Origin of the sequence: Amycolatopsis sp. WQ 127309, from assembly GCF_023023025.1 — a bacterium.
In the GTDB taxonomy this organism is placed as follows: Bacteria; Actinomycetota; Actinomycetes; order Mycobacteriales; family Pseudonocardiaceae; genus Amycolatopsis.
Map to the genome: position 1 here is coordinate 5,496,548 of NZ_CP095481.1, position 26,396 is coordinate 5,522,943.

At 71.0% G+C, this 26,396-nt stretch carries 27 protein-coding genes; 17 read left to right on the forward strand and 10 right to left on the reverse strand.

Features of this window, described 5'->3' with window-relative positions:
• Nucleotides 1–2: 2 nt before the first annotated feature.
• Genes MUY22_RS25985 through MUY22_RS25995 form a run of 3 tightly spaced genes read right to left on the reverse strand, consistent with a single transcriptional unit; the run spans nt 3 to nt 3,161 of the window.
• Nucleotides 3–1,166 (reverse strand): thiolase domain-containing protein, encoded by a 1,164-nt coding sequence (locus MUY22_RS25985; RefSeq protein WP_247063429.1) that lies wholly within the window; start codon nt 1,164–1,166, stop codon nt 3–5.
• The gene (locus MUY22_RS25990) at nt 1,163–2,176 is read right to left on the reverse strand and encodes a thiolase domain-containing protein (RefSeq protein ID WP_247063430.1); all 1,014 of its coding nucleotides are present in this window, start codon (nt 2,174–2,176) and stop codon (nt 1,163–1,165) included. Before MUY22_RS25990 ends, MUY22_RS25985 begins: the two co-directional genes overlap by 4 nt.
• 7 nt (nt 2,177–2,183) lie before the next feature.
• Nucleotides 2,184–3,161, reverse strand: a complete 978-nt coding sequence (locus MUY22_RS25995; RefSeq protein ID WP_247063432.1) for a Zn-ribbon domain-containing OB-fold protein — start codon at nt 3,159–3,161, stop codon at nt 2,184–2,186.
• Nucleotides 3,162–3,248: 87 nt separating this feature from the next.
• Here MUY22_RS25995 and MUY22_RS26000 point away from each other — a divergent pair, with 87 nt between their 5' ends.
• Both MUY22_RS26000 and MUY22_RS26005 read left to right on the forward strand, forming a co-directional pair.
• The gene (locus tag MUY22_RS26000; protein ID WP_247063434.1) at nt 3,249–4,796 is read left to right on the forward strand and encodes an acyl-CoA synthetase; all 1,548 of its coding nucleotides are present in this window, start codon (nt 3,249–3,251) and stop codon (nt 4,794–4,796) included.
• A gap of 139 nt (nt 4,797–4,935) precedes the next feature.
• Entirely contained in the window at nt 4,936–5,169 is a 234-nt protein-coding gene (locus MUY22_RS26005) for a hypothetical protein (protein ID WP_247063436.1), read from the forward strand.
• A gap of 163 nt (nt 5,170–5,332) precedes the next feature.
• Here the strand turns inward: MUY22_RS26005 and MUY22_RS26010 are convergent, their stop codons facing one another.
• Nucleotides 5,333–6,121, reverse strand: coding sequence for a crotonase/enoyl-CoA hydratase family protein (locus MUY22_RS26010; protein WP_247064119.1), 789 nt, complete (start codon nt 6,119–6,121; stop codon nt 5,333–5,335).
• A gap of 63 nt (nt 6,122–6,184) precedes the next feature.
• On the opposite strand from MUY22_RS26010, the gene MUY22_RS26015 reads away from it, so the two are divergent.
• Nucleotides 6,185–7,801, forward strand: a complete 1,617-nt coding sequence (locus tag MUY22_RS26015) for an acyl-CoA synthetase (RefSeq protein ID WP_247063439.1) — start codon at nt 6,185–6,187, stop codon at nt 7,799–7,801.
• A gap of 12 nt (nt 7,802–7,813) precedes the next feature.
• Nucleotides 7,814–8,914, forward strand: a complete 1,101-nt coding sequence (locus MUY22_RS26020; RefSeq protein ID WP_247063447.1) for a nitronate monooxygenase family protein — start codon at nt 7,814–7,816, stop codon at nt 8,912–8,914.
• Nucleotides 8,915–8,975: 61 nt separating this feature from the next.
• Here MUY22_RS26020 and MUY22_RS26025 read toward each other — a convergent pair whose 3' ends face one another.
• Together MUY22_RS26025 and MUY22_RS26030 are read right to left on the reverse strand one after the other, a co-directional pair.
• Nucleotides 8,976–9,782, reverse strand: a complete 807-nt coding sequence (locus tag MUY22_RS26025) for a trypsin-like serine protease (RefSeq protein WP_247063449.1) — start codon at nt 9,780–9,782, stop codon at nt 8,976–8,978.
• Nucleotides 9,783–9,907: 125 nt separating this feature from the next.
• Complete coding sequence (locus tag MUY22_RS26030; RefSeq protein WP_247063450.1) at nt 9,908–11,122, reverse strand: APC family permease; 1,215 nt, start codon at nt 11,120–11,122, stop codon at nt 9,908–9,910.
• 80 nt (nt 11,123–11,202) lie between these two features.
• Here MUY22_RS26030 and MUY22_RS26035 point away from each other — a divergent pair, with 80 nt between their 5' ends.
• From MUY22_RS26035 to MUY22_RS26075, 9 genes are all read left to right on the forward strand, one after another.
• Complete coding sequence (locus MUY22_RS26035; protein ID WP_247063452.1) at nt 11,203–11,979, forward strand: GntR family transcriptional regulator; 777 nt, start codon at nt 11,203–11,205, stop codon at nt 11,977–11,979.
• 271 nt (nt 11,980–12,250) lie between these two features.
• Entirely contained in the window at nt 12,251–12,415 is a 165-nt protein-coding gene (locus MUY22_RS26040; RefSeq protein ID WP_247063453.1) for a hypothetical protein, read from the forward strand.
• Between the two features lie 105 nt (nt 12,416–12,520).
• Nucleotides 12,521–13,639, forward strand: a complete 1,119-nt coding sequence (locus MUY22_RS26045; RefSeq protein ID WP_247063462.1) for a TIGR03364 family FAD-dependent oxidoreductase — start codon at nt 12,521–12,523, stop codon at nt 13,637–13,639.
• Nucleotides 13,636–14,301: an HAD family hydrolase gene (locus MUY22_RS26050; protein WP_256475981.1), complete on the forward strand. Its 666-nt coding sequence runs from the start codon at nt 13,636–13,638 to the stop codon at nt 14,299–14,301. The genes MUY22_RS26045 and MUY22_RS26050 overlap by 4 nt, the downstream gene beginning before the upstream one ends.
• The gene (locus MUY22_RS26055) at nt 14,298–15,302 is read left to right on the forward strand and encodes a 2-aminoethylphosphonate ABC transporter substrate-binding protein (RefSeq protein WP_247063464.1); all 1,005 of its coding nucleotides are present in this window, start codon (nt 14,298–14,300) and stop codon (nt 15,300–15,302) included. The genes MUY22_RS26050 and MUY22_RS26055 overlap by 4 nt, the downstream gene beginning before the upstream one ends.
• Nucleotides 15,299–16,360, forward strand: coding sequence for an ABC transporter ATP-binding protein (locus MUY22_RS26060; protein WP_247063466.1), 1,062 nt, complete (start codon nt 15,299–15,301; stop codon nt 16,358–16,360). The genes MUY22_RS26055 and MUY22_RS26060 overlap by 4 nt, the downstream gene beginning before the upstream one ends.
• Complete coding sequence (locus MUY22_RS26065) at nt 16,357–17,208, forward strand: 2-aminoethylphosphonate ABC transporter permease subunit (RefSeq protein ID WP_247063467.1); 852 nt, start codon at nt 16,357–16,359, stop codon at nt 17,206–17,208. Before MUY22_RS26060 ends, MUY22_RS26065 begins: the two co-directional genes overlap by 4 nt.
• On the forward strand, nt 17,186–17,983 hold the full coding sequence (locus MUY22_RS26070) for an ABC transporter permease (RefSeq protein WP_247063469.1): 798 nt from the start codon (nt 17,186–17,188) through the stop codon (nt 17,981–17,983). The genes MUY22_RS26065 and MUY22_RS26070 overlap by 23 nt, the downstream gene beginning before the upstream one ends.
• Nucleotides 17,984–18,032: 49 nt before the next feature.
• On the forward strand, nt 18,033–18,551 hold the full coding sequence (locus MUY22_RS26075; RefSeq protein WP_247063471.1) for a hypothetical protein: 519 nt from the start codon (nt 18,033–18,035) through the stop codon (nt 18,549–18,551).
• Nucleotides 18,552–18,623: 72 nt separating this feature from the next.
• Here the strand turns inward: MUY22_RS26075 and MUY22_RS26080 are convergent, their stop codons facing one another.
• Both MUY22_RS26080 and MUY22_RS26085 read right to left on the reverse strand, forming a co-directional pair.
• Nucleotides 18,624–18,986: a hypothetical protein gene (locus MUY22_RS26080; RefSeq protein ID WP_247063473.1), complete on the reverse strand. Its 363-nt coding sequence runs from the start codon at nt 18,984–18,986 to the stop codon at nt 18,624–18,626.
• Nucleotides 18,983–19,525, reverse strand: a complete 543-nt coding sequence (locus MUY22_RS26085) for a MarR family winged helix-turn-helix transcriptional regulator (protein WP_247063475.1) — start codon at nt 19,523–19,525, stop codon at nt 18,983–18,985. Before MUY22_RS26085 ends, MUY22_RS26080 begins: the two co-directional genes overlap by 4 nt.
• Before the next feature lie 103 nt (nt 19,526–19,628).
• Here MUY22_RS26085 and MUY22_RS26090 point away from each other — a divergent pair, with 103 nt between their 5' ends.
• The 4 genes from MUY22_RS26090 to MUY22_RS26105 all read left to right on the forward strand — a co-directional run bounded on the left by MUY22_RS26090 (nt 19,629) and on the right by MUY22_RS26105 (nt 22,850).
• Nucleotides 19,629–20,120 (forward strand): hypothetical protein, encoded by a 492-nt coding sequence (locus tag MUY22_RS26090; RefSeq protein ID WP_371827684.1) that lies wholly within the window; start codon nt 19,629–19,631, stop codon nt 20,118–20,120.
• A gap of 14 nt (nt 20,121–20,134) precedes the next feature.
• A complete protein-coding gene (locus MUY22_RS26095; RefSeq protein ID WP_247063479.1) occupies nt 20,135–20,572 on the forward strand; it encodes an SRPBCC family protein in 438 nt (145 codons plus the stop codon).
• Nucleotides 20,573–20,656: 84 nt separating this feature from the next.
• On the forward strand, nt 20,657–22,081 hold the full coding sequence (locus MUY22_RS26100; protein ID WP_256475982.1) for a DHA2 family efflux MFS transporter permease subunit: 1,425 nt from the start codon (nt 20,657–20,659) through the stop codon (nt 22,079–22,081).
• An 85-nt stretch (nt 22,082–22,166) separates the two neighbouring features.
• Nucleotides 22,167–22,850, forward strand: coding sequence for a hypothetical protein (locus MUY22_RS26105; protein ID WP_247063484.1), 684 nt, complete (start codon nt 22,167–22,169; stop codon nt 22,848–22,850).
• Between the two features lie 70 nt (nt 22,851–22,920).
• On the opposite strand, the gene MUY22_RS26110 is transcribed toward MUY22_RS26105, so the two are convergent.
• Together MUY22_RS26110 and MUY22_RS26115 are read right to left on the reverse strand one after the other, a co-directional pair.
• Complete coding sequence (locus MUY22_RS26110; protein WP_247063486.1) at nt 22,921–24,582, reverse strand: fumarate hydratase; 1,662 nt, start codon at nt 24,580–24,582, stop codon at nt 22,921–22,923.
• Between the two features lie 777 nt (nt 24,583–25,359).
• Entirely contained in the window at nt 25,360–26,388 is a 1,029-nt protein-coding gene (locus tag MUY22_RS26115; RefSeq protein WP_247063488.1) for a sigma-70 family RNA polymerase sigma factor, read from the reverse strand.
• Nucleotides 26,389–26,396: the final 8 nt, after the last annotated feature.

A 26,396-nucleotide genomic window follows, 5' to 3' on the forward strand; every position in this document is an offset into this window, starting at 1 on the left:
TATCAACGCGGCTTGTCGGAGCCGACCACCCACATCGAGAAGTACTGCGACCCGCCGCCGTAGGCGTGCCCGAGCGCGACGCGCGCGCCGTCCACCTGGTAGTCCCCGGCCCGGCCCATGACCTGCTTCGCGGCTTCGGAGAAGCGAAGCATGCCGGACGCGCCGATCGGGTTGGACGAGAGCACCCCGCCCGACGGGTTGACCGGCAGCCGCCCGCCGATCGCCGTCTCACCCGCTTCGGTGACCTTCCAGCCCTCGCCTTCCGCGGCGAACCCGAGGTTCTCCAGCCACATCGGCTCGAACCACGAGAACGGCACGTAGATCTCGGCGACGTCCACTTCGGACATCGGGTCCTTGATCCCGGCCTCGGCCCACAACGCGGCCGCGGCGTCGCGCCCGGCCTGCGGGTTGACCTGGTCGCGGCCGGCGAACGTGGTCGGCTCGGTGCGCATCGCCGTCGCGTGGATCCAGGCGGCGCCACCCTCGACGGCGTCCCCGGCGGCTTCGTCGCCGAGCACCATCGCGCACGCGCCGTCCGACGACGGGCACGTCTCGTCGTAGCGGATCGGGTCCCACAGCATCTGCGACGCCTGCACCGACTCGACGGTGATGTCCGCCTGGCGCAGGTGCGCGTACGGGTTCAGCGAGCCGTTGCGGCGGTCCTTCGCCGCGACGATCGCGCCGATGTGCTCGGGCGCGCCGGAGCGGCGGATGTAGGACCGGACGTGCGGCGCGAAGTAGCCGCCCGCGCCGGCGCCGACCGGCATCTGGAACGGCGGCAGGATCGACAGGCCCCACATCGCGTTCGACTCGGACTGCTTCTCGAACGCCACCGTGAGCACCCGGCGGTGCACGCCGGACTGCACGAGCGACGCCGCGACCAGCGCCGTCGACCCGCCGACCGAGCCCGCGGTGTGCACGCGCAGCAACGGTTTCCCGTTCGCGCCGAGGGAGTCGGCGAGGAACAGCTCGGGCATCATGACGCCTTCGAACAGGTCCGGCGCCTTGCCGAGCACGACGGCGTCGATGTCGGCCCACCCGACCTGGGCGTCGATCATCGCGCGGTCGATCGCCTCGCGCAGCAGGCCCGGCATCGAGACGTCGGTGCGCTTGGCGCGGTGGTGCGTCTGGCCGGTGCCGAGCACGGCCGTGAGCTGCTTGGTCATCGTGCCTCCAGCACGGCCAGGAGGTTCTGCTGCAGGGCGGGGCCGCTCGTCGCGTGCGCCACGGCCTTGCGGGACTCTCCACTGTGGATCCGCCGCGCCGCTTCGCCGATGCGGGCGAGCCCGGCGGAGAACATCGGGTTGGCGGCGAGCGCGCCGCCCGAGGGGTTGATGGTCACGTTGTCCTCGAGGCCGAGGGCGGTGCGCAGGATGATCTCCTGGTGCGTGAACGGCGCGTGCAGCTCGGCGAGGTCGACGCCGTCGAGGTCGAGGGCCTTCGCTGCGATCTCGGTCGACGGCGACCGCGTCAGGTCGCGGGCGCCGAGCACGGGGGAGTCGACGCGGTGCTCGATCCCGGCGATCACCGCCGGGCGCTCGACGATGTCCCTCGCGCGTTCCACTGTGGACAGGACGATCACAGCGGCGCCGTCGGTGATCGGGGCGATGTCGTGCGCGCGCAACGGGTCCGCGACGTACGGGGTGTCCAGCAGGTCGGCGGCGTCGAGGTCCCGGTTGCGGGCCGCGACCTCGGCGAGGTCCTTTTCGGACCACAGTCCGGCGTCGAGGCCGAGCCGCGCCTGGATGCCGGCGATCGAGATCGAGTCCGGCCACAGTGGAGTGACGACGTACGGGTCCAGCTGCAGCGCGAGCACCCGGCGCAGCTGCCCGGCGCTGGACTTGCCGAAGCCGTAGACGAGCGCCGTCTCGACCTCGCCCATCCGGATCTTCAGCCAGGCCTCGTAGAGCGCCCAGGCGGCGTCCATCTCGACGTGCGACTCGTGGATCGGCGGGAACGCGCCGATCGCGTCGACCGCGGCGATGAACGAGAACGCGCGCCCGGCCAGGTAGTCCGAGGAGCCGGAGCACCAGAACCCGATGTCCTGCTTGGACAGTCCGGTCTGCGCGAAGACCTCGGCGAAGATGGGGACGAGCATCTCCACGCCGTTGGTGGTGCCCGCGGTCTCGCGGACGTTCGGCGCGTGGGCGAAGCCCGCGATCGCGACGTCTGGCATCAGGACCTCACAGGTGGTGGGCGAAGGTTTCGTAAGCCGCGTCCGGCTCGCCGGTCGGCTCGAAGTGGTCGATGTTCTCCAGCGACGTCCACCACTCGTCGCGGGGTTTCCACGCGGCGCGCACGCGCAGGCCCATCCGGACGTCCTTGGCGTCGCAGCCGAGCACGAGGTGCAGGAACGCGATGTCGGCGCCGTCCAGGAGGATGTACGCGGCGACGTAGGGCGGCTTGAGCCGCTGGCCCAGGAACGGGACGTTGACGATGCAGAACGTCGTCACGATGCCGGTGTCGGGGAGCTCGACCTCGTCGGTGGTCGGCACGCCGTCGGTCGGGCAGGAGCCGCGGGGCGGGATGTAGACCTTCTGACACGCCGGGCAGCGCTGGCCGATCAGTTTGCCTTCGGCCAGGCCGCGCAGGTAGCGGCTCTCCTCGGGCGACGCGGAGTGCTGATAGCGCAGGTGCACCGGCGTGATGACGATGCTGACCGGCGCGCCCTCTTCGCGTTCGGCGACCGGGGGCGCGAGCTCGGTCGGTGTCGTGTCCGCGGCGTCGGCGGGGAGGAAGTAGGCGATGTCGCGGATGTGCCCGACGGTGTCGTCGGCCCAGCGGACGCGGACGCGCTGTCCACTGTGGATCTTGTCGGGCGAGCCGGCGTCGACGGCGTGCAGCATCGCGGTGTCGGCGCCGTCGAGCTTGACCAGGGCCCAGGCGAACGGGCGGCTCAGCGGCTGGCCGTCGAGCGGGCGCGGGCACCACGACCAGGAGACGACGGTGCCCTCTTCGGCGACCGGGACGAACTCGCTGAGCGGGTCGGCCGTCACCGGGTCGTACTCCACCGGCGGGACGTGCACCCGGCCGTCGCTGCCGCGGATGCCTTCGATGCGGCGCTCACGCAGCGCGTTCACGAACCGCCCGACCACCGGCCCGGTCGAGCGCGTGTAGTCGAAGCCGATGTTGAGAGGTGCCGCCAGCGGTGTCTCGGTCACGGCTTGAGTGAAACACGTTCTCGATTCGTCGGCAAGATTCACCGCCGGACGGTTGCCTGTAGGTGGAACGCGTTCTAGATTTGCGGTATGACGACGACTGCCGCGAAGACGCTGGGCCTGTGGAACATCGCCGCGGAAGAGCCCGAGAAGACGGCTCTGGTCGACCCGGACGGCCGCGGCGTGTCCTACGGCGAGCTGGCCGCGAAGGCCAACCGGTACTCCCGGGGGCTGCAGGAGCTGGGCCTCGACGTCGGCGACGTCGTCGTGCTGCTCCAGCCGAACGGCGACGAGCTGGTGGCGGCCTACTTCGCCGCGATCCAGGCCGGGCTGTACGTCGTGGTCGTCAACTGGCACCTGATCGGCCCGGAGGTCGCGTACATCATCGGCGACAGCGGCGCGAAGGCGTTCCTCGCGCACGAGCGCTTCGCCGACGTCGCCATCGCCGCGGCCGACGAAGCCGGGTTGCCCGCTTCGGCGCGCTTCGCGGTCGGCAACGTCCCGGGCTTCCGCCGGATCGAGGAGCTGGGCGCCGGCGAAGGCGACGGACGTCCCGCCCGGCGTACGGCGGGCTCGCCGATGCTGTACACATCCGGCACGACGGGCCGCCCGAAAGGCGTCCGGCGCCCGCTGACGGGCACCGACCCGGACGAGGTGCCGGCGGCGTCGACGTGGTTCTTCGGCGTGTTCGGCCTCGGCCCGCACGACGACCACGTCCACCTGTGCGGCTCACCGCTGTACCACACGGCGGTGCTGAACTTCGTGGCGATTTCGCTGCAGCTGGGGCATTCCGCGGTGCTGATGGACCGCTGGGACGCCGAGGACATGCTGCGCCTGATCGAGCGCCACCACGTCACGCACAGCCACATGGTCCCGACCCAGTTCCGCCGCTTGCTGGGCCTGTCTGCCTCAGTGCGTTCCCAGTACGACCTTTCGTCGCTGCGGGTGATGATCCACGGCGCGGCGCCGTGCCCGCTGGAGGTCAAGCGCCAGATGCTGGCGTGGTGGGGCCCGGTGGTCACGGAGTACTACGCGGCCACGGAGGGCGGCGGCACGGTGATCTCGGGCGAGGACTGGCTGCGCAAGCCGGGCTCGGTGGGGTTGCCCTGGCCGGGCTCGACGATCAAGGTCCTGGACGACGCTGGTGTTTCCCTGCCGCCCGGGGAGACGGGCACGGTCTACATGCAGATGGGCTCATCGGAGTTCTCGTACCACAACGACCCGGACAAGACGGCCGCCGCACGCGTCGGCAAACTGTTCACCCTGGGCGACATGGGCCACCTGGATTCCGACGGGTACTTGTTCCTGCACGACCGCAAGGCGGATCTGATCATCTCGGGCGGGGTGAACATCTACCCGGCGGAGATCGAGGGCGAGCTGGTGATGCACCCATCGGTCGCGGACGTCGCGGTCTTCGGCCTCCCGCACGAGGACTGGGGCGAGGAGATCAAGGCCGTCGTCCAGCCGGCTCCCGGAGTCACACCGTCTCCCGAGCTGACCTCGGAACTCCTGGCGTACGCGGCGACGCGACTGGCGAAGTTCAAGCTCCCGAAGTCGATCGACTACCTGGAAGAGCTGCCGCGAGACCCGAACGGCAAGCTGTACAAGCGCCACCTGCGAGCCAAGTACGTGTCGTAACCCGTAACTCGTGTGATTGGGGCCGTAACTTACGTGTTTGGGGCCGGAACTCGCAAGTTCCGGCCCCAATCACGTTGCTTACGTCTTCGATCACGCGAGTGACGTGCTCAGTCACGCGAGTTCCGGCAGGATCGTTCGCATGGACACGGACCTGCCCACCGTCACCGTGCGTTTGTGGCGTGCCGATGCCGTCGTGCTGTTCGATTGGCTGATGAGCACCGACCTCGACGCGGTGCCGATCACACACCCGGCGCAGAAGCAGGCGCTGACCGACCTGCTGTCCCGGCTGGAACAAGACACCGGCATCACCGGTGCGACAACCGAGGAAATCGCGGCAGCGCAAGAGGAAGTCGCCAAGGACATGGGCTGGTAGACGGCGTCCCGTCGGCCTTCGGTGCGCGTGATTGAGCGGGCATCATTCGTGACTGGAGGGGCATCACCGCGATGCCCCGCCAATCACACGTGATGCCCGCTCAATCACGGGTGATGCCCCTCGGATCACGGGTGAAGCCCGTCGGGTCACGCGTGATACCGGCTCAGCGGTTGTGGAAGTCCGGCTTCCGCTTCTCCGAGAAGGCCCGTGGCCCTTCCTTCGCGTCCTCCGAGGCGAAAACCTCGATGCCGTACTGCGAGTCCAGCTTGAAGGCCTCCTCCTCGTGGAGACCCTCGGTGTCCCGGATCGTCCGCAGGATCGCCCGGACCGCGACCGGCCCGTTGGCGTTCACCAGTGCGGCCAGCTCCAGGGCGCGAGACAGAGCCTGGCCGTCCGGGACCACGTGACCGATCAAGCCGATCGCCAAGGCTTCCGCCGCGGACAGGTGACGGCCGGTCAGCAGGATGTCCGCCGCCACCGTGTACGGGATCTGGCGTGGCAGCCGGACCGCCGAGCCGCCCATCGGGAACAGGCCCCAGCGTGCCTCCGACACCCCGAAGCGGGCCGACGTGCCCGCCACCCGGATGTCCGTTCCCTGCAGGATCTCCGTGCCGCCCGCGATCGCCGGGCCCTCGACCGCCGCGATCAGCGGCTTGGTCAGGCGCCGGCCCTTCAAGAGACCTGGGATGCGCGAAGGATCAAAGCGACCTGACGAGAACGACTCGGACGGCGAGTTCCGCGACATCGACTTCAGGTCGGCGCCGGCGCAGAACGCGCCCCCGGTGCCCGTCAGGACGCAGCTGCGGATCGAGTCGTCCGAATCCACCCGGTCCCAGGCGTCGACCATGATCGACATCATCTCGCCCGTGATCGCGTTGCGGGCCTCCGGGCGGTTCATCGTGACGATCAGCGTCGGCCCGTCCTGCGAAACCAGCGCGTGCGGTTCACCCACCGAAACCTCCTCCAACAACGCGGTGCCATTGCCCAGAACGATAACATGTTCTACTTTGAGGGCGTGGCACTCAACATCGCGGATCTTCTGGAGCACGCCGTCGACGCCGTGCCGGAGCGCGTCGCGGTCGTGTGCGGCGACCGGCGAGTCACCTTCGCCGAACTGGAGGCGCGGGCCAACCGGCTCGCCCACCACCTCGCCGCGCACGGCGTGGGACGCGGATCCCACATCGGGGTCTACTCCCGCAACTCGATCGAGGCCCTCGAGGCGATGATCGCCGCGTACAAGCTGCGCGCGATCGCCGTCAACGTCAATTACCGCTACGTGCACGGCGAGCTCGCGTACCTCTTCACGGACGCCGATCTCGTCGCGCTCGTGCACGAGAGAAGCTACTCCGACAAAGTCCGGGCCGTCCTGCCCGAGGCGCCGAAACTGAAACACGTTGTCGTCGTCGAAGACGGCAGCGACGGTGACTTCGGGAGCTACGGCGGCGTCGAGTACGAAGCAGCGCTGAAGGAACAGTCCCCGGACCGCGACTTCGAAGAGCGCAGCAACGACGACCTGTACATCCTCTACACCGGCGGCACCACCGGCTACCCGAAGGGCGTCCTCTGGCGCCACGAGGACATCTGGCGCGCGCTCGGCGGCGGCATCAACTTCGTCACCGGCGAGTACGTCCCCGACGAGTGGACGCTCGCCGAGCAGGGCAAGTCCGGCAGCCTGACGCGCCTGCCCGCCGCGCCGCTGATCCACGGCGCCGCGCAGTGGGCCGCCTTCGGCGCGCTGTTCACCGGCAGCCCGGTGGTGTTCGTGCCGCGCTTCGACGCGCACGAGGTGTGGAAAGCCGTGCAAGAGCACAAGGTCCAGGTGCTCACGATCGTCGGGGACGCCATGGCGCGCCCGCTCATCGAGGCCTTCCGCGAGGGCGACTACGACGCGTCGTCGCTCGTCGCGGTCTCGAGCCACGCCGCGCTGTTCTCGCAGTCGGTCAAGCAGGAGTTCGTCGCGCTCGTGCCGAACGCCGTCATCACCGACGCGATCGGCTCGTCCGAAAGCGGTTTCACCGGGATCGGCATGGTGGGCAAGGACTCCGACCACAGCGCCGGCCCGCGCGTCAGCTTCGGCAAGGACGCCATCCTGCTCGACGACGACGGCCACCTCGTCGAGCCGAAGGCCGGCGCGATCGGGCTGATCGGCCGCCGCGGGCACGTTCCGCTCGGCTACTACGGCGACCCCGAGAAGAGCAAGACGATCTTCGTCGACATCGGCGACGTCCGGTACGTCGTCCCCGGCGACTACGCGCGCTACGAAGAGGACGGCACGGTCACGCTGCTCGGCCGCGGCTCCCAGTGCGTCAACACCGGCGGCGAAAAGGTCTACCCCGAAGAGGTCGAAGGGGCGCTGAAGTCCCATCCCGACGTCTTCGACGCGCTGGTCATCGGCATCCCCGACGAGCGGACCGGCCAGCGCGTCGCCGCCGTCATCCAGCTCCGGGAGGGCGCCGAGCCGGACCTCGCCGGGATCGACGAGCACGTCCGCCACGAGGTCGCCGGGTACAAGGTGCCGCGCACCGTGTGGCTGACGGCCGAGATCGGCCGCTCGCCGAGCGGCAAACCGGACTACCCGTGGGCCCAGCGCTACGCGGCCGAGCACGACCCGGCCACGACCCAGCCCGTCTGAGGAGGAACACGAGTGCGGACATCGCTGTGCGACCGGCTCGGCATCGACCTGCCGATCGTCGGGTTCACGCCCTCGGAGCACGTCGCCGCGGCGCTGAGCCGCGCCGGCGGGCTCGGGGTGCTCGGCTGCGTCCGGTTCAACGACGCGGCCGAGCTCGACCGGGTGCTCACCTGGATGGACGAGAACACCGGCGGCAAGCCCTACGGCGTCGACATCGTCATGCCGGCGAAGATCCCCGCCGAGGGCACGCAGGTCGACCTCGCCAAGATGATCCCGGACGGCCACCGCGAGTTCGTCGACCGCGTGCTGCGCGACCTCGCGGTGCCGCCGCTGCCGGACGACACCGACGAACGCGCGGGCGTGCTGGGCTGGCTGCACTCGGTCGCCCGGTCGCACGTCGAGGTCGCGCTCGACCACCCGATCAAGCTGATCGCGAACGCGCTGGGCTCGCCGCCACCCGACGTCATCGCCCAGTGCCACGACCGCGGCATCCCGGTCGCCGCGCTCGCCGGGAAGGCCCAGCACGCGGTCCGGCACGTCGAGAACGGCGTCGACTTCGTGGTCGCGCAGGGTTACGAAGCCGGCGGGCACACCGGCGAGATCGCGTCGATGGTGCTGGTGCCGGAGATCGTCGACGCCGTCGACGTGCCGGTGCTCGCCGCCGGCGGGATCGGGTCCGGCCGCCAGGTCGCCGCGGCGCTCGCGCTCGGCGCGTCCGGCGTCTGGATGGGCTCGTACTGGCTCGCCACCGAGGAGTACCTGCAGACGATGGGCGAGTCGGCGGCGATGCAGCAGGCACTGGTCGCGGCGACGTCGTCCGACACCGTCCGCACGCGGATCTACACCGGCAAGCCGGCGCGGCTGCTGAAGACGCGCTGGACGGAGGCGTGGGCCGCGGCGGACGCGCCCGAGCCGTTGCCGATGCCGTTGCAGAACCTGCTGGTCTCCCACGCGCACAACCGGATCCACGCGGCGAGCGACCCGACGGTGGTGTCGATGCCGGTCGGCCAGATCGTCGGCCGGATGAACGGCGTCCGCCCGGTCGCCGACGTCGTCGCGGACCTGGTGACCGGCTACGAAGCCGCACTGTCCCGTTTGGACAAGACCCGCTGAAAGCCGTGAAGGCCTCCTTACCGGCCATAAGAGCCGGTAAGGAGGCCTTCACGGCTTTGGACTAGAGGGAAGCGGCGGCCGCGGCGATCTTCGACGCGAACGTGCTCACCTCGGTGTAGACGCCGGGGGCGTGCGGCCGGGCGCAGCCGTCACCCCAGCTGACGATGCCGACCTGGATCCAGGCGTTGTTGTTGTCCCGGCGGAACATCGGGCCGCCGGAGTCACCCTGGCAGGTGTCGACGCCGCCCGCGCTCAGGTTGCCCGCGCAGATCTCCGCGCTCGGGATCAGGTCGGGGTAGCTGCCGCCCTGGGCGGCGCAGGTGCTGTCGGCCACGAACGGGACGGTCGCCTTCAGCAGGTAACGCTGCTGAGCACCACCCTCGGTCGCCGCGCCCCAGCCGGCCACGGTGAACGTGCCGGTGTTGTAGGTCGACGTCGACGCGATCGGCAGCGTCGAGAGGCCGGTGACCGGGCTCGCGAGCTTGATCAGCGCCCAGTCGCCGCCGGTCGAGGTGCCGTAGGTGGGGGACTGGTAGACGTAGGTCGACTTGATCTTCTTGGCGCTCGTGCTGTTGAGGTCGACCACGCCGACCGTCGCCGTGATCGACGTGTTCGAGCCGGTGCGGCTGACGCAGTGCGCGGCCGTCAGCACGATCTGGTTGGTGTAGAGCGCGCCGCCGCAGCCCATGGAAAGCCGCACCATGAACGGGAATTCGCCCTGGGCGGCCCGGGTTCCGCCGACGACGTCGGTGGACGGCGGCTGGGCGGCGGTGGCGATCGCCGGGGTGGCGAACGACGCGGCCGCGGCGACGGCCGCTACGGCGGTGGTGACGTTTCTGAGCAGGGTGAACCAGCGCTTGGGAGCCAAGGGGATCAGTCCTTCCAGTGTCCACAAAGGAAGCGGTTGCCGACGGCGGCCCCACGACTACACCAGGTGTCCGCACACCCGGACAACCGACTTTCTTCGGATGTTTCGGGCGGTTGGGTGATTTCTCACCGGCGGATCCGGCGAACGCCGTAGGCCGACGCGCCCAGCACCAGCACGCCACCGCCGATCAGCACCGACTTCCAGGGCAGGCTGAAGGCCAGCACCACGCACCCGACCAGGCCGACGACAGCGACCCAGCGTGACGAACGCAGCGTCAGCGCCGCCGCGTTCGCGACCGCGTAGTAGCTCAAGACGGCGAAGGACGAGAAGCCGATCGCGGCGCGCAGGTCGAGCGTCGCCGCGAGCACGGCGACGACCAGGCCGACGGCCAGTTCGGCCCGGTGCGGCACGCCGTAGCGCGGGTGCACGGCGGCGAGGAACCGGGGGAGGTGGCCGTCGCGGCTCATCGCGAGGGTCGTGCGCGAGACGCCGAGGACGAGCGCGAGCAGCGAACCGAGCGCCGCCAGCGTCGCGCCGACGCGGACGACCGGCGCGAACCAGCCCGGGACGGCGGCCGCGATCGGGTCCGGACTCGCGGCGAGCGCGGCCGGGCCGAGCCGGACGAGCAGCAGCACCGCGAGCGCCGCGTAGACGACCAGGGTGACGCCCAGGGCGATCGGGATGGCGCGCGGAATGGTGCGAGCGGGGTCGCGGACCTCCTCACCGAGCGTCGCGAGCCGCGCGTAGCCCGCGAAGGCGAAGAAGAGCAGCCCGGCCGCTTCGAGGATCCCGCCGGTGCCGGGCCAGGCGACGAGCGGCCCGCCCGCGTGCGGCCCGGCACCCATCGTCACCGCCGCGACGGTGAGCACGAGCAGCGTGCCCGTCACGATCACCCGCGTCGCCAGCGCCGAGCGGTGGACGCCGAAGTAGTTGACGGCGGTGAGCGCGGCGACCACCGCGACGGCGAGGAGGCTCCGCCACGGTTGCCCGAGCCCGGGTGCGGCGTACGCGACGACGGTCAGCGCCATCGCCGCGCAACTGGCCGTCTTGCCGGTGACGAATCCCCAGCCGGCGAGGTAGCCCCAGAATTCACCGAGCCTTTCCCGGCCGTATACGTAGGTTCCGCCGGATTCCGGATGAATCGCCGCGAGCCGCGCCGAAGACGTCGCATTGCAGTACGCCACGACGGCCGCGACGACCAGCGCGGGCAGCAACCCGGCCCCCGCGGCGTGCGCCGCCGGCGCGAACGCGGCGAACACGCCGGCGCCGATCATCGAGCCCAGGCCCAGGAAAACGGCGTCGGCGAGGCCGAGCCGGCGAGTCAGTGGTGCCGGGCGCATCCGGGTGATCCTCCGTGTGTCGGCCGTGTTACGCGCCACAGCCAACCACGGCGTCGGCGTGAGGCAATAGGGTCGATTCCGTGCCTGCCCCTTCGCGTTATTCCCGCCTGTCCGCCGACGGTCCCGTGCTCGACGGGATTCCCGAGCACGGCCGTGTCCCGCGTTACTACGCGGTCAAAGTCGAACTGCTGGCGGTGATCGCGGAACTCGGCGAAGGCTCGGTGCTGCCCACGGAACGGGAGCTGTGCGAGCGGTTCGAGGTGTCGCGGGCGACGGTGCGGCAGGCGGTCAGCGAGCTGGTTCTCGAAGGCAAGCTCAGCCGGCGGCAGGGGAGCGGCACGTACGTCGCCGGCCCGAAGCTCATCCAGCCGCTGGCCCTGGTCAGCTACACCGAGGGCCTGCGGCGCCAGGGCATCCGCCCCGGCCGCAACGTGGTGACGCTGGAGCGGCGCGTCGCCGGCAGCGCGCTGGCGGCCGACCTGCAGGTCACGTCGGACGCCGAGGTGATCCACATCGAGCGCGTCCTGCTGGCCGACGAGGAACGCGTCGGCCTGGAGTCGACATATCTCCTCGCGTCCCGGTTTCCGACGCTCATGGACGTCTTCGACCCGGAGCAGTCCCTGTACGCGTGCTTGAGCCAGCGGCTCGGCGTGGTCTTCGACGGCGCCGAGGAGCGCGTCGAGACGGTGCTCGCCACCCCGCGCGAGGCGCTGCTGATCGGGACGAACCCGGCCCTGCCGATGCTGCTGATGCACCGCGTGTCGTGGGGCCCGGACGGCGCCCCGTTCGAGCGGGTCCGCTCGCTGTACCGCGGCGACCGGCTGAGCTTCATGACCCGCCTGGGCCGCGTGGACTGACCTGCCGCGTGGACTGACCTGCTGCGCGGACTGACCTGCTGCGTCGCTCGGGCGGCTGTCCTGCGCGGAGGTCTACCGATCGAAGTCGGCCGCACCCACGCGAGTTCGCGGCCGCCGCGCCCCCCTAAACGTCCCCCACCCTCTCCGGGGGGCGTCCCCAGTCCATCGTATCGGGGGCATCCGACGAGAAGCCGGAAATGTGTGCTGCCGGGCCTCGTTGTCCACATCACGGCCTGGCTGTGGACAACCGGCTCGAGTGATGTTCTGTCCGGTGAGCCTGACGCGGCTGCTCGACATCTCCCGGCGCTCGCTGGGCTCGCTGGGCTCGCTGGGCTCGCTGGGCTCGCTGGGCTCGCTGGGCTCGCTGGGCTCGCCGGGCTCGCCGGGCTCGCTGGGCTCGCCGGGCTCGCCGGGCTCGCCGGGCTCGCCGGCGTGATGGTAACAGAACGGTAACTCATCCGGTCCAATATTCGGTGGCGCTTCACGCTGTGTTCGCCGTCGGGACAGTCGCCGTTGGCGCGTGGCCGCGAGCGTGTGCGGCGTGCGAATCCTCATCGTGGGCGGTGGCGTGCTCGGCACGCTGCACGCCTGGCAGGCCGTCGAACGCGGCCACGACGTCGTCCAGCTCGAACGTGAACCCGAGGCCCGGGGCGCGTCCGTGCGCAACTTCGGCCTGGTCTGGGTCGGGGGCCGGGCCACCGGCGCCGAACTGGGCACCGCGCTGCGGGCGCGGGCGCTGTGGGAGCGGATCGGCGAGCGTGTCCCGGGGCTCGGCTTCCGTGCGAACGGCTCGCTGACCGTCGTCCGGACCGCGGCCGAGCTCGCGGTGGCGCGGGAGGTGGCCGCGGGTGCGGAAGCCGCCGATCGCGGGTACAAGCTGCTCGACGCCGCCGAGACCAAGGCGCTGAATCCGGCGCTGCGCGGGGACTTCCTCGGCGCGCTCTGGTGCGATCGCGACGCCGCCGTCGAACCCCGCGTCGCCCAGCCCGCCCTGCGCGCCGAACTCACCCGCAGTGGCCGCTACACCTGGCGACCCGGCCGCGAGGTCCGGCACCTGACCGCGTCCGGCGTCGTCGACGACCGGGGTGAGCGGCACGACGGGGACGTCGTCGTGTTCTGCACCGGCGCGTGGACCGGCGGGCTCGTGCGCGAGCTCGCCGGGGAGCCGCCGGTGCGCAAGGTGCGGCTGCAGATGGCGCAGACCGAGCCGTTCGGCGAGGAGCTGACCACCAGCGTCGCCGACGGTGACAGCTTCCGCTACTACCCCGCCTACCGCGGTCCGGCCCTCGACACGCTGGCGGCCACGCAGCCGCAGGGGGACGTCGCGGCGGAACACCGCATGCAGCTGCTGCTCGTCCAGCGGCTCGACGGCTCCCTGACCATCGGCGACACCCACGAGTACGACGAGCCGTTCGCCTTCGACGTCACCGAAGACCCGTACGAGCACCTCACCGACGTCGCATCCGCGCTGCTCGGGCGGCCGCTGCCGCGCATCCGGCGCCGCTGGGCCGGCGTCTACGCGCAGACCACCGACACCGGCCGGATCGTGCACCGGGAGCGTGTCGCGGACAACGCCTTCCTCGTCACCGGGCCGGGCGGCCGCGGCATGACCTGCGCGCCCGCCATCGCCGAGGACACCGCCGAGGAGCTGAACCTGTGACCACCGAACTCGTCGTCCTGGACATGGCCGGCACGACCGTCGCGGACGACGGCCTCGTCGTCCGCGCCTTCACCGAAGCGATCCGCGCCATCGGCGTGCCGGACGAGCGCTACCCGGGCATGCTCGAGTACGTCGTCGACACCATGGGCCAGTCGAAGATCACCGTCTTCCGCGCCCTGCTCGACGACGAAACCCTTGCGCAGCAAGCCAACGCGGCGTTCGAAGACGCGTACGGCGACCTCGTGCGCGGCGGCGCGTGCACCCCGATCGACGGCGCCGAAGACGTCGTCCGCGGCCTGCGCGAGGACGGCGTCAAGGTCGCCTTCACCACCGGCTTCGCCCCGGCGACCCAGCTGGCCATCCTCGACGCGCTCGGCTGGCGCGACCTGGCCGACCTCGCGCTCGCCCCCGGCGACGGCGTGCGCGGCCGCCCGTTCCCCGACCTCGTCCTCACCGCCGCGCTGCGGCTCGAAGTCACCGACGTACGCCACATCGCCGTCGTCGGCGACACGGCTTCTGACGTCCTGTGCGGCCGCCGCGCGGGCGCGTCGGTCGTCGCCGGTGTCCTCACCGGCGCGGGCCGCCGCGAAGACCTCCTCGAAGCCACCCACGTCCTCGATTCCGTTCGCGAACTTCCCGCCGTGCTAGGAGAAAACCGATGAGAAAGACCATCGCCGTGCTCGCCGTGGCGCTGACCGGCCTGCTCGCCGCCTGCGGTGGCACCGGCGCCGCGTCCGCCGGCGGCAAGACCGTCACCGTGTACACAGTGGACGGACTGGAAGACTGGTACACCGCCCGGTTCGCGGAGTTCAAGCAGCAGACCGGCATCACCGTGGAGGCCGTGACGGCCGGCTCCGGCGAGGTCGCCTCGCGCGTCGAAAAGGAGAAGGCCAACACCAAGGCCGACGTCCTCGTCACGCTGCCGCCGTTCATCCAGCGCGTCGCCGGTCTCCTGCAGCCGTACACCCCGGCGGGCGGGGACAAGGTGGCGGACAAGGACCCGCAGGGCCGCTACTTCGCGGTGATGAACAACTACCTCAGCTTCATCCACAACCCGGGCGCCACCCCGAAGACCTGGGACGACCTGCTCGACCCGAAGCTCAAGGGCAAGGTCCAGTACTCGACGCCCGGTGAGGCCGGCGACGGCACCGCGGTGCTGCTGCAGCTCCAGCACGTCCTCGGCGACCAGGGCGCGCTCGGCTACCTCGGCAAGCTGGAGGCGAACAACGCCGGGCCGTCGTCGTCCACCGGCAAGCTGCAGCCGAAGGTGGCCAAGGGCGAGCTGCTGGTGGCCAACGGCGACGTCCAGATGAACCTCGCCGAGATCGCCAAGAGCGGCGGCTTCAACGTCTTCTTCCCGGCCGACGCCCAGGGCAAGCGCTCGACGTTCGCGCTGCCCTACTACGCCGGGCTCGTCACGAACGCGCCGCACGCGGACGAGGCGAAGAAGCTGCTCGACTTCCTGCTCTCACCCGCGGTCCAGGCCAAGACCGCCGACGCGTTCGGCATCCCCGCCCGCGCCGACGTCACGGCGACCGGCGCCAACGCCGGCAAGATCACGGCCGCGCTGCAGGGCGTCGACATCTGGCAGCCGGACTGGACCACCGTGCTCGGCAAGCTCGACGCCGACATCGCCGCGTACAAGAAGGCCGTCGGCCGATGACCCCGGCGGTCGAGTTCCGCGACGTATCCGTCCACTTCGGACGGACGACGGCGCTGGACTCGCTGAACCTCGCCGTGGCCCGCGGCGAGACGCTGGCCCTGCTCGGGCCGTCCGGCTCGGGCAAGTCGACGGCGCTCAAGGCGCTGGCCGGGTTCGTGCGGCCCAGCTCGGGCCGGGTGTTCCTGGCCGGGCAGGACGTCACCGACCTGCCGCCGCACCGGCGCGGCCTCGGCGTCGTCGTGCAGAGCTACGCGCTGTTCCCCCACATGCGCGTCGCCGCGAACGTCGCCTTCGGACTCGACGCGCGCCGGGCCCCGCGCGCCGAGGTAGCCGCGCGCGTCGCCGAGGTCCTCGACCTCGTCGGCATGGGCGCCTACGCCCGGCGGTACCCGCGCGAGCTGTCGGGCGGGCAGCAGCAGCGGGTCGCGCTCGCCAGGGCGCTGGCCATCCGGCCGGACGTCCTGCTGCTCGACGAGCCACTGTCCGCGTTGGACGCCGCGCTGCGCGAGGACATGATCGCGGAGCTGCTGCGGCTGCGCGCCGAACTGCCGGACACGACGCTGGTCTACGTCACCCACGACCAGGGCGAGGCCCTCGCGCTGGCCGACCGGATCGCCGTCATGCGCGACTCCCGGCTGGTCGAGACCGGCCCGTGCGAACAGCTCTACCGGCGCCCGGCCGACGGCTTCACCGCGAGCTTCCTCGGCGCGGCCAACCTCATCCCGGTCGAGGTGATCCACGCCGGGACGCCGTCGACCGTCCGGCTCGGCGAACGGGTGCTGACCGCCGAGCCGACCGGCGCGCTGAGCCCCGGGCAGCCGGTGGCGCTCGGGGTGCGCCCGCACCGCGTCGGCGTCGGCGAACCCGGCGCGGACACGCTCCCGGCGCTGGTCCGCGCGGTCCAGTGGCGCGGCACGGGCTACCGCCTGGACCTGGAACTGGCGGCGACCGGCGGCACGATCCGCGCGGAGGTCCCGGACGTCGCCGGGCTGGCGGTGGGCACCCCGGTGGGAGTGTCCATTCCGGACGGCTGCCCGCTGGTCGGAGTCGGCTCATGACCGGGCTCGCGCTCGAAGCCACCGTCGCGCCGATGCCGCGGCGGGCGTCCGGGCGGCGCGGCCGCGGGCTCTGGCTGCTGCCGCCGCTGGTGGTCGTGGCCGTGTTCTTCGGGTATCCGCTGGTCCTGGTGGCCGGCCAGTCGCTCACCACGGACAACGGCTTCGGCCTGGCGAAGTGGGCCGAGGTGCTCGGCTCGGCGGAGTTCCGGGACGCGGCGTGGCAGACGGTGCTGCTGGCGCTGGGCGCGACCACCGGTTGCGTGCTGCTCGGTACGTTCTTCGCCCTCGTCGTCGCGTTCGTCCCGTTCCCCGGGGCGCGGACGCTGTCGCGGCTGGTCGACACCGTGCTGGCGTTCCCGTCGTTCCTCATCGCGCTGGCGTTCACGTTCCTCTACGGCAGCGCGGGCGTCTTCGGCGCCGGCGGGTTCCTGTACTCGCCGTGGGGGGTGCTGCTGGCCGAGATCACGTTCTACACGCCGTTCGTGATGCGGCCGGCGCTCGCGGCGTTCAGCCAGGTCCCGGGCGTGCAGCTGGACGTCGCGGCGGCGCTGGGCGCGCGTCCCGGCCGGGTGCTGTGGCGGGTGGTGCTGCCCGCGGCGCTGCCGTCGCTGGCCTCGGGCGCGTGCCTGACGCTGCTGCTGGCGCTGAACGAGTTCGGGATCGTGCTGTTCCTCGGCGCGAAGGGCGTCACGACGTTGCCGATGCTGGTGTACGGCAAGGGGATCGTCACGTTCGACTTCCCGGCGGCGAGCGTCGTCGCGCTGGTCGACGTCGCGATCTCCCTGCTGCTGTACGGGAGTTACCGGGTGCTGGGAAGGAGTCGCGGTGCTGCTGTGGACGCGGCGTAGCAAGGCGCTGCTGTGGCTGGTGTTCGGCGTGCTGTTCGCGGTGGTCGTCGCGGCGCCGCTGGTGATGATCGTGCTCGCGTCGTTCGCGGGGCACTGGACCGGTGTGCTGCCGGGCGGGTTCACCCTCGGCCACTACACGGAGGCGTTGTCGGGGGAGACGTTCGCGAGCCTGGCGGTGAGCGTCCAGACGGGCGTGCTCGCGGGCGCGGCGGCGGTGTTGCTCGGCACGTGGGCCGCGCTGGCGGCGGAGACCGCGCCGCGGCGGCTGCGGCGGCTCACCGACACGGTGTTCCACCTGCCGATCGCGGTGCCGTCGGTGGTGCTCGGCCTGGCGCTGCTGGTCGCGTTCAGCCGGCCGCCGCTGGCGTTCAACGGGACGCGGTGGATCGTGCTGCTCGGGCACCTGCTGATCCTGCTGCCGTTCGCCTACAGCACGGTCTCCGCGGCGCTCGCCCGCGTCGACCCGCAGCTCGCGCAGGCCGCGGCGTCGCTCGGCGCGTCGCCGGCGCGGGTGCTGCTGCGGGTGCGCGTCCCGGTGCTGCTGCCGGCGATGACGGCGTCGGCGAGCCTCGCGCTGGCGATGTCGATGGGGGAGCTGGGCGCGACGATGATGCTGTACCCGCCGGACTGGCGCACGCTCCCGGCGAGCATCTTCGCACTCACCGACCGCGGCCAGGTGTTCCTCGCCTCGGCGGCGACGGTGCTGCTGCTGGTGGTGACGCTCGTGGGCGTCAGCCTGCTGGGCCTGGTCCGGGGACGAGCCGCCCATCGGTGACGTTCCGGGCGCGGTGCAACCAGGCGGGCCCGCGTTCCGTCCTGGGGGTATGCGCAACGCGGTGAAACTGCTGGGGACGGGCCTGCTGCTGGTCACGATGACGGCGTGCGGGGCTTCTTCGACCGGGGCCGGGGCGCCTGGCAGCTCCGGGCCCGCGACGACGCCGACCTCCGTGCCGGTGCCCTCGACGACGGTGCCCGGGACGGTCACGCCGACGTTCGACCCGCCACCTCCGGGCACGGTCGGCCGTCCGACGCAGGGCATCGCCCCGGGTGACGACGTCATCGCCGAGACCCAGGTCGACGCGCGCGGGCTGCCGGAAGGCTACCCGCGCACGCTGACCCGCAGCCTCGACGGCAAAACGGTGCTGCTGGGCGCCGAGGAGGGCGGCTGCCGCCGCGTCTCGGCCCACGTCGGCGAGCAGAGCGCGGCGCAGGTGGTCGTGCTGATCGCGGTGACGACCGGGACGAAGGGCCAGATGTGCCCGGACTACATCAGGGAGATCAGCATCCCGCTGACGCTGGCCGCACCCCTCGGCACCCGCACGGTCGTCCTCCGCCAAGGCTGACGCCCGCGTACTCGAAAGCCGTGAAGGCCTCCTTCCCGGCCATAAGAGCCGGGAAGGAGGCCTTCACGGCTTTCACCGAGCGGCGGCCGCGGCCATGATCGGGTGCCAGCGGGTGGCGTCGAAGATCAGCGTGATCGACTCGATCCGGTCGTCCTGGAGGCGGAAGTGCTCCGCCGTGCGTTGCGTGCCTACCGGGGTCGCGGTGTGGACGTCGTAGACGAGCGTGGCCTCCGATTCGCCGTACAGCTCGCTGATCATCTCCACGCCCGAGACCACCTGGAGGAAGCCGACGAGCCCGGCCAGGTGACCGTCGGCGTCGGCGCTGAGCAGGGGGCTTTCGAAGGTGAACGCGTCGGCGAGGCGGGCGGCCGCGGCGGGCACGTCGCCGGCGAACCTCGCCCGGTGGTAGGCCTGCACAGTCTCGCGGGTCGTCATTTCCGTTCCTCCAGGTAGCGGGCCAAGTGGTGCTGGTTTTCCACGACACGCAGGCACAAGTGCCGCAGCAGCGCGGTTTCGCCGGGGGTGAAGCCGCGGAAGACGGCCGCCATGGCCGCCTGGGACGGGCGCCGGAACTCCTCGAGCCACGTCCGCCCGGCCGGGGTGATCCGGGCGAGCACGGACCGCCGGTCCGCCGGGGCGGGGACGCGCTCGGCGAGCCCGCCCCGCTCGAGCGTGTCGACCAGGCCGGTCACGTTCCGCGAGCTCACCCCGGCGGCGCCGGCCAGGTCCTTGATGCTGATCCCGGCCTCGCTCCCGCCGATCCGGATCAGGACGTCGAGGGCGCCCGGGCTCAGCCCGCGGCTGTCCGTCCCGTGCGAGCGCAGCCAGTCCAGGCCGCGCGCGGCGGTCCGGACGGCTGCGGCCGCTTCCAGCGGGCCGAGGTCGTCGTCGACGGCGAAGTCGCCGAGCGCGGCCCGGACCCGGGGGTCGAACAGCCGGTCTTCAAGGTCACGAGCGAAATCTACGTCCTTCATGATGAAGTACTACATTAGTACGTACTTCCGTATTTGTCATCGATCTTCGTGCAACCCCGTGCGGCACCCGTTCCGTCCTGGACGCATGAGGTACTCAGCGAAGGTGGTCGGGACAGGCGCACTCCTCTTGATGGTGACGGCCTGCGCCGGCCAGGACATGCCCACCAGTCAGCCCGCTTCCGGCGGTGACTCCGCAGCCCCCTCCGGCAGCGTTTCGACGTCGCCGAGCGAGTCGGTGCTGCCGACGGCGCCCTCGGCGAACCCGCCGGGCAAACCCCGGCTCACCGTGCCCGAAGGCAGTACCCCGGTGCCGCCGGACAAGGTCGACGCGGCGGCGCTGCCCGCCAGCTACCCGCACGAGGTGTGGACGGCCAACGGCGGCACGATCCTCAACATCCGCGCCCAGGAGGGCGGCTGCGGCCACGCCCTCGGCGAGGCGACCGAGCAGGCCGGCGACCGCGTCGTCGTCAACCTGAGCGAGACGAAGGCGCAGACCGGCCAGATGTGCACGATGGACATCCGGTTCCCGGTGATCTCCGTCGCGCTGGCCGCGCCGCTGGACCAGCGCACGGTCGTACTCAAGACGACCAAGTGATCTAGGCTCGGGTGATGGGAAGCCGTCAGGTCTCACGCACCACGATCGTCGCCACGACCCCGGAGAAGATCTTCGGGCTCTTGGCCGATCCGGCCCAGCACCCGCTCATCGACGGATCGGGCACGGTCCGGGCGCCCCAGCCGGGGGGCCCGGACCGGCTCGCACTCGGCACGAAGTTCGGCATGGACATGAAGATGGGCGCGTCCTACAAGGTCCTCAACACCGTGGTCGAGTACGAAGAAGGCCGCCTGATCGCGTGGCGCCACTTCAACGGCCACCGCTGGCGCTGGCGCCTCGAACCCCTCGACGGCGGCCGCACCGAGGTCACCGAGACGTTCGACTGGTCGACGGCGAAGTTCCCGCTCGCGATCAGCCTCAGCCCGTTCCCGCGCAAGAACGCCCAGGGCATCGAGAAGACGCTGGCCCGGCTCACGGAGCTGTTCCCGGCCTGACCGGGTGGTCCGCGTCACCCGGGCCGGCCGGTAATTAGTTGTACAGTGCTTAATATTGCCACTTGCAACTAGTTTGGGGGCGTAGTGCCTCAGCCGGTCCGGCGGCGGGTGGTCCTCGCCGTCTGCTGCATGAGCCTGTTCATCGTCGGGCTCGACAACACGATCGTGAACCTCGCGCTGCCGTCGATCCGCCGCGAACTGGGCGCGTCGGTGTCCAGTCTGCAGTGGACGATCGACGCCTACACGCTCGTGCTGGCCAGCCTGCTCATGCTCTCGGGCTCGACGGCGGACCGCATCGGCCGTCGCCGGACGTTCCAGACCGGCCTGGCCCTGTTCAGCCTCGGCTCGCTGCTGTGCGGGATCGCGCCGAACATCGGCTCGCTCGTCGCGTTCCGCGCGCTGCAGGCGATCGGCGGCTCGATGCTCAACCCGGTCGCGCTGTCCATCGTCACCAACATCTTCACCGAACCCCGCGAACGCGCCCGCGCGATCGGCGTCTGGGCCGGGGTCGTCGGGCTGAGCATGGCCGTCGGGCCGGTGCTCGGCGGCGCGCTCGTCGACTGGGCGGGCTGGCGCTCGATCTTCTGGATCAACGTCCCGGTCGGGGTGGCCGCGATCGTGCTCACGGCGGTGTTCGTCCCCGAGTCGCGGTCCCCGTACCCGCGCCGGCTCGACCCGGTGGGGCAGCTGCTGGTCATCGTCCTGCTGGCGTCGGTCACCTACGGGATCATCGAAGGGCGCGGCGCCGGCTGGGGTTCGCCGGAGATCGTCGGCTGTTTCGTGCTCGCCGCGGTGGCGCTGACCGTATTGCTGCCCTACGAACGCCGTCGCCGGGATCCGTTGCTGGACCTGAAGTTCTTCCGCAGCGTGCCGTTCTCCGGCGCGACGCTGACCGCCGTCACGGGGCTCGCGGCGCTGTCGGGGTTCCTGTTCCTCAACTCGCTCTACCTGCAGGACGCCCGCGGGCTGTCCGCGCTGGACGCGGGCCTGCTGACGCTGCCGATGGCGGCGGTGACGGCGGTGTTCGCCCCGCTGTCCGGCCGGCTGGTCGGCGCGCGCGGGCCGCGGCTGCCGCTGCTCGTCGCCGGGGCGGGAATCGCGGCGTCGGGGATCGTGCTCTCCGGGATCAGCCCGACGACCCCGATTCCCGTGCTGATGCTGGGTTACGTGTGCTTCGGCGCCGGGTTCGGCATGCTCAACGCGCCGATCACGAACGCCGCGGTGTCCGGCATGCCGCGGGAGCGCGCCGGGCTCGCCGCGGCCGTCGCCTCGACCAGCCGCCAGATCGGGATCTCCCTCGGCGTGGCCGTGATCGGCGTGGTCGTGGCCTCGAGCGACGGGCTGCCGCCGGGGACGGGCCGCACCGGCTGGGTGATCATCGCCGGCTGCGGAGTGGTGGTGTTCGCGCTGGGGCTGATCACCACCGGCCGGTGGGCGCGGGCGACCGCCGCGCGCGTCAGTGGTCCGGACCACCTCGGCGAGCCCGTGACCTCGGCTTCGGGCAACTAGGGCGAAAAAGTCCCGCATCTCGGTGAACCACCTTCGTTACCGGGCCGTATTCCCGGATGAGGTGGTGATCAGAGAGGAACGGAACATGCCCCGGTTGAGTAGTGGTCGGCACCGCAAGCGAGCGACCATCGGACTGGCCGCGCTGCTGGGCGTTTCCGGCGTCACCGCGGCCGCGATCGCGCTGAGCAGCCCCGCGAGCAACGCGGCCGAGGCACCCAAGGAGAACTGCGGGGGACTCGACACCGCGCTGCAGAACAACCTGAACTTCATCGCCGGCCAGCAGGCGAACCCGGACGCGCAGTCGGCCGCGAGGATCGCCAACCGCCAAGCGGTGGTGGACCTCATCCAGCAACGGCGGGTGGTCGCGGAGTGCACCGCGAACGTCGTCGCGAACAACGGCCAGGCGGCCCCGGCGCAACAGGCTCCGGCTCAGCAGGCGCCCGTGCAGCAGGCTCCGGCGCAACAGGCGCCCGCACAGCAGGCTCCGGCGCAACAGCAGAACCAGAACGGTGCCGCGACGGGCGACGTGGTGTGCGCCGGCTCGACCGTGACGCTCTCGGGCGAGGCCGGTGCGCCGGCGGCGTCGAGCAACCAGTTCCCCGCGGGGACCAAGCTGAAGGTGACGAACCTCGACAACTCGAAGTCCACCACCGTGACGGTGACGTCGGTGTCGGGCAGCTGCGCGCTGCTCAACAACGCGGCCTTCGAGCAGGTTCGGGAACCCGGAAAGTTCCTCATCCGGCGCGCGCGGATCGAGCGCGTCGGCTGAGGGAGCAGGGAAGGAGGGGAGCACTGGCGGCGGGCTGGTGCTCCCTTCCCTTTCCCCTGAACAGCTCTGGTCAGCGGAAGCTGATCTGCAGCACCGGATCGCCGGTGCTGGCGAAGAAGTCGTTGCCCTTGTCGTCGATCACGATGAACGCGGGGAAGTCCTCGACCTCGATCTTCCAGACGGCTTCCATGCCGAGCTCGGCGTACTCGAGGACGTCGACCTTCTTGATGCAGTCCTGCGCCAGCCGCGCGGCCGGGCCGCCGATCGAACCGAGGTAGAAACCGCCGTGCGCCTCGCACGCCGACGTCACCTGCTTCGAGCGGTTTCCCTTGGCCAGCATGACGAGTGAGCCGCCCGCGGCCTGGAACTGCGCGACGTAGGAGTCCATCCGCCCGGCCGTCGTCGGCCCGAACGAGCCGGACGCGTACCCCTCCGGCGTCTTCGCCGGGCCCGCGTAGTACACCGGGTGGTTCTTGAGGTACTCCGGCATCTCCTCGCCGGCGTCGAGGCGCTCGGCGATCTTCGCGTGCGCGATGTCGCGGGCGACGACCAGCGGCCCGGAGAGCGAAAGCCGCGTCTTGACGGGCAGCTGCGAGAGCTGCGCGCGGATCTCGGCCATCGGCCGGTTGAGGTCGACGGACACGACGTCGTCCGACAGGTCCTCTTCGGTGACCTCGGGCAGGAACCGCGCCGGGTCGCGCTCGAGCTGCTCGATGAACACGCCGTCCGCGGTGATCTTGGCCTTGGCCTGCCGGTCGGCCGAGCACGAGACGGCGATGCCGACCGGGCACGAGGCGCCGTGGCGGGGGAGCCGGATGACACGGACGTCGTGGCAGAAGTACTTCCCGCCGAACTGCGCGCCGATGCCGAACTGGCGCGTCATCTCCAGGACCTGCTGCTCGAGGCTCGGGTCGCGGAAGGCGTGGCCGAGCTCGGAGCCCTCCTGCGGGAGGGTGTCGAGGTAGCGCGCGGAGGCGAGCTTCGCGACCTTCAGGTTGAACTCGGCGGACATGCCGCCGACGACGATCGCGAGGTGGTACGGCGGGCAGGCCGCGGTGCCGAGGCCGCGCAGCTTCTCGTCGAGGAAGCGGGCGAGCCGCTTCGGGTTCAGGACGGCTTTCGTTTCCTGGTAGAGGAACGTCTTGTTGGCGCTGCCGCCGCCCTTGGCCATGAAGAGGAACTCGTAGGCCGGGTCGTCCTGGCCGTCCTTGTGGTAGAGCTCGACCTGCGCCGGCAGGTTCGTGCCGGTGTTGCGCTCGTCCCAGAAGTTGACCGGCGCCATCTGCGAGTACCGCAGGTTGAGCTGCTGGTAGGCGTCGAAGATGCCCTGCGAGAGCGCGCGCTCGTCGTCACCGCCGGTGAGGACGCCTTCGCCGCGCTTGCCGATGACGATCGCGGTGCCGGTGTCCTGGCACATGGGCAGCACGCCGCCGGCCGAGATGGCGGCGTTGCGGAGCAGGTCCATGGCGACGAAGCGGTCGTTGCCGCTCGCCTCGGGGTCGTCGACGATCGCGCGCAGCTGCGCCAGGTGTGACGTGCGCAACAGGTGCTGGATGTCGGTGATGGCCGTGCGCGCCAGGGTGGTCAGCACCGCGGGGTCGACCTTCAGGAACTTCCGCCCGGCGGCTTCGAAGGTCTCGACGCCCTCGGCGGTGACCAGCCGGTACTCGGTGGTGGTGTCCTTGCCCAGCGGGAGGACTTCGGTGTGCTGAAAAGTGGTGGTGGACGGCACTGCCAGGCTCCTTTGCCAGCTCCGGGATCGGTCCACCCTACGCAGGTGCGACGGCCACGCCCCAGAGGCATCCGGCCACTGTGGGCCACCCCACGGCCCGCACTCGCGCCCCCACCCTCCCTGGGGGGCGTGCCCTTGTCCAGTTTATCGGGAGCGCCCGACGAAACCCGGGGAAAGCGGCGGCCGGGGCTTGGTTGTCCACATCACGGCAGGGCTGTGGAAAGCCCGGTCCGGCGCGGAGGGAGCCGAGCGAGCCGACGGTCTGGGTACGCGAGGCGACCGTGTGGCACGCGAGCCGACTGGCTGGGTGCGCGAGGCGACGGTCCGGGTACGCGAGGCGACCGTCTGGGTACGTGAGCCGATCATCTGGGTACGTGAGCCGACCGAGCAAGCGAGCCGACTGCGCGGGCGCCTGGGGTTTGGGTCGGGAGGCCGGGTCCACCCCGACGGACCCGACCTCCCGGGGAAAGCGCCCGGATGCGTGCACATCCAGTCGCGAGGCTTGTCGCCGTACCCCACCGGCCTTCACCCGACAGTGGCGTGACGTAGGTCATAAGTCAATCCGGCCGAACGGGTGTTGCGAAGGTTTGCTACCCGCGTCATGTAGGGCCGAAACCTCATTTTGGTGGCTTATTTTCCGATCGCGCCCCTGAACTGCGGGAACAATCGCGGGTTCGGGCACGAAAACGGGGCGGGCACGCACAGTGTGCGCGGCCCGCCCCGTCCGAGGTGGATCACCGTAAGTGGATCACCGAAGGTGGATGACCAGAGCGTGGATCAGCTGGCGTAGGCGCGGAGCCGGTCCGCGCGTTCGCCCTGGCGGAGCTTGGACATGACCTCGCGCTCGATCTGGCGGACGCGCTCGCGGGAGAGCCCGAAGTGCTTGCCGATCTGGTCGAGCGTGCGGGGCTGGCCGTCGTCCAGGCCGTAGCGCAGCCGGATGACGTGCTGCTCGCGGTCGTCCAGCGTCGCGAGCACGCGGCGCAGGTCGTCCTGCAGCAGGCCCGAGATCACGGCGCTCTCGGCGTCGGTCGCCTCGGAGTCCTCGATGAAGTCACCGAGCGGGGCGTCCTCTTCCGCGCCCACCGGCATGTCCAGGCTTACCGGGTCACGCGAGTGGTCGAGCAGGTCGGAGATCTTGTGGGCCGGGATGCCGGACTCCGCGGCCAGCTCTTCGTGCGTGGCGTCGCGCCCGAGCTGCTGGTGCAGGTCGCGCTTGATGCGGGCGAGCTTGTTGACCTGTTCCACCAGGTGGACCGGGAGGCGGATGGTGCGGCCCTGGTCGGCCATGCCCCGGGTGATGGCCTGCCGGATCCACCAGGTGGCGTAGGTCGAGAACTTGAACCCCTTGGAGTAGTCGAACTTCTCCACCGCGCGGATCAGGCCCAGGTTCCCCTCCTGGATCAGGTCCAGCAGCGGCATCCCCCGGCCGGTGTACCGCTTGGCCAGCGAGACGACCAGGCGCAGGTTGGCCTCGAGCAGGTGGTTCTTCGCCACGTGCCCATCGCGCACCAGGGCGGACATCTCCGTGCGGCGCTTGGACGTGAGGTTTTCACCGGTGTCCAGCATGTGCTGGGCGAAAACGCCGGCTTCGATGCGCTTCGCGAGCTCCACCTCGTCGGCGGCCGACAGCAGCGCCGTCTTGCCGATACCGTTGAGGTAGACGCGGACCAGGTCGGCGGCCGGGCTCGGGGCGTCGAGGTCGCCGTCGGCGAGCGCCCCCGCGCTCGGCGGCTCCTCGGAGAACTGGCTCGGAATACGTTCGCGAATCCCGCGCGACTCGCGTTCGAGAGTCTGGACTGACATTCTGCCTC

Excerpts from the sequence above, each read along its gene's own strand:
- MUY22_RS25985 (WP_247063429.1), bottom strand. The coding sequence starts at position 1,166 with ATGACCAAGCAGCTCACGGCCGTGCTCGGCACCGGCCAGACGCACCAC.
- MUY22_RS25990 (WP_247063430.1), bottom strand. The coding sequence starts at position 2,176 with ATGCCAGACGTCGCGATCGCGGGCTTCGCCCACGCGCCGAACGTCCGC.
- MUY22_RS26000 (WP_247063434.1), top strand. The coding sequence starts at position 3,249 with ATGACGACGACTGCCGCGAAGACGCTGGGCCTGTGGAACATCGCCGCG.
- MUY22_RS26005 (WP_247063436.1), top strand. The coding sequence starts at position 4,936 with ATGGACACGGACCTGCCCACCGTCACCGTGCGTTTGTGGCGTGCCGAT.
- MUY22_RS26030 (WP_247063450.1), bottom strand. The coding sequence starts at position 11,122 with ATGCGCCCGGCACCACTGACTCGCCGGCTCGGCCTCGCCGACGCCGTT.
- MUY22_RS26055 (WP_247063464.1), top strand. The coding sequence starts at position 14,298 with ATGAGAAAGACCATCGCCGTGCTCGCCGTGGCGCTGACCGGCCTGCTC.
- MUY22_RS26060 (WP_247063466.1), top strand. The coding sequence starts at position 15,299 with ATGACCCCGGCGGTCGAGTTCCGCGACGTATCCGTCCACTTCGGACGG.
- MUY22_RS26065 (WP_247063467.1), top strand. The coding sequence starts at position 16,357 with ATGACCGGGCTCGCGCTCGAAGCCACCGTCGCGCCGATGCCGCGGCGG.
- MUY22_RS26075 (WP_247063471.1), top strand. The coding sequence starts at position 18,033 with ATGCGCAACGCGGTGAAACTGCTGGGGACGGGCCTGCTGCTGGTCACG.
- MUY22_RS26080 (WP_247063473.1), bottom strand. The coding sequence starts at position 18,986 with ATGACGACCCGCGAGACTGTGCAGGCCTACCACCGGGCGAGGTTCGCC.
- MUY22_RS26085 (WP_247063475.1), bottom strand. The coding sequence starts at position 19,525 with ATGAAGGACGTAGATTTCGCTCGTGACCTTGAAGACCGGCTGTTCGAC.
- MUY22_RS26095 (WP_247063479.1), top strand. The coding sequence starts at position 20,135 with ATGGGAAGCCGTCAGGTCTCACGCACCACGATCGTCGCCACGACCCCG.
- MUY22_RS26105 (WP_247063484.1), top strand. The coding sequence starts at position 22,167 with ATGCCCCGGTTGAGTAGTGGTCGGCACCGCAAGCGAGCGACCATCGGA.
- MUY22_RS26115 (WP_247063488.1), bottom strand. The coding sequence starts at position 26,388 with ATGTCAGTCCAGACTCTCGAACGCGAGTCGCGCGGGATTCGCGAACGT.